This is a genomic window from Bradyrhizobium sp. Kon58 (assembly GCF_055807455.1).
The window spans coordinates 1-261 of the sequence record NZ_JBVVOT010000484.1; the positions used below are offsets into that span (position 1 = coordinate 1).

At 59.4% G+C, this 261-nt stretch carries 1 protein-coding gene; it reads right to left on the reverse strand.

Going from position 1 to position 261, the window contains the following annotated elements:
• Nucleotides 1-42: 42 nt before the first annotated feature.
• Nucleotides 43-261: hypothetical protein (locus AC0L20_RS41225; protein WP_473295866.1), on the reverse strand; the 219-nt coding region annotated here is incomplete at its 5' end.

The following is a 261-nucleotide window of genomic DNA, read 5'->3' on the forward strand; positions in this document are numbered from 1 at the left end:
GCAAGGCCTGATTGCCCGTCGTTGATTCCCCGCGCGACGTGTTCAGCTAAGCGCCGCAGGCGGCCATCGGCGTCGACACAGGCAGCGGTAACGTACCCAGGCTATCAGACACAATATCAGTGGTACCGTCGCTATCAGCAGCAGCTTGATGTTGCGTTCGAAGCGCTGCAGCGGCGCATAGGCCTGAGTCTTGAGGGCGTGAAGTTCCATGGGCAGGCGCAGGCGTTCTTTGTTGAGCGCTTGCAATTGGGTATTGGTGTC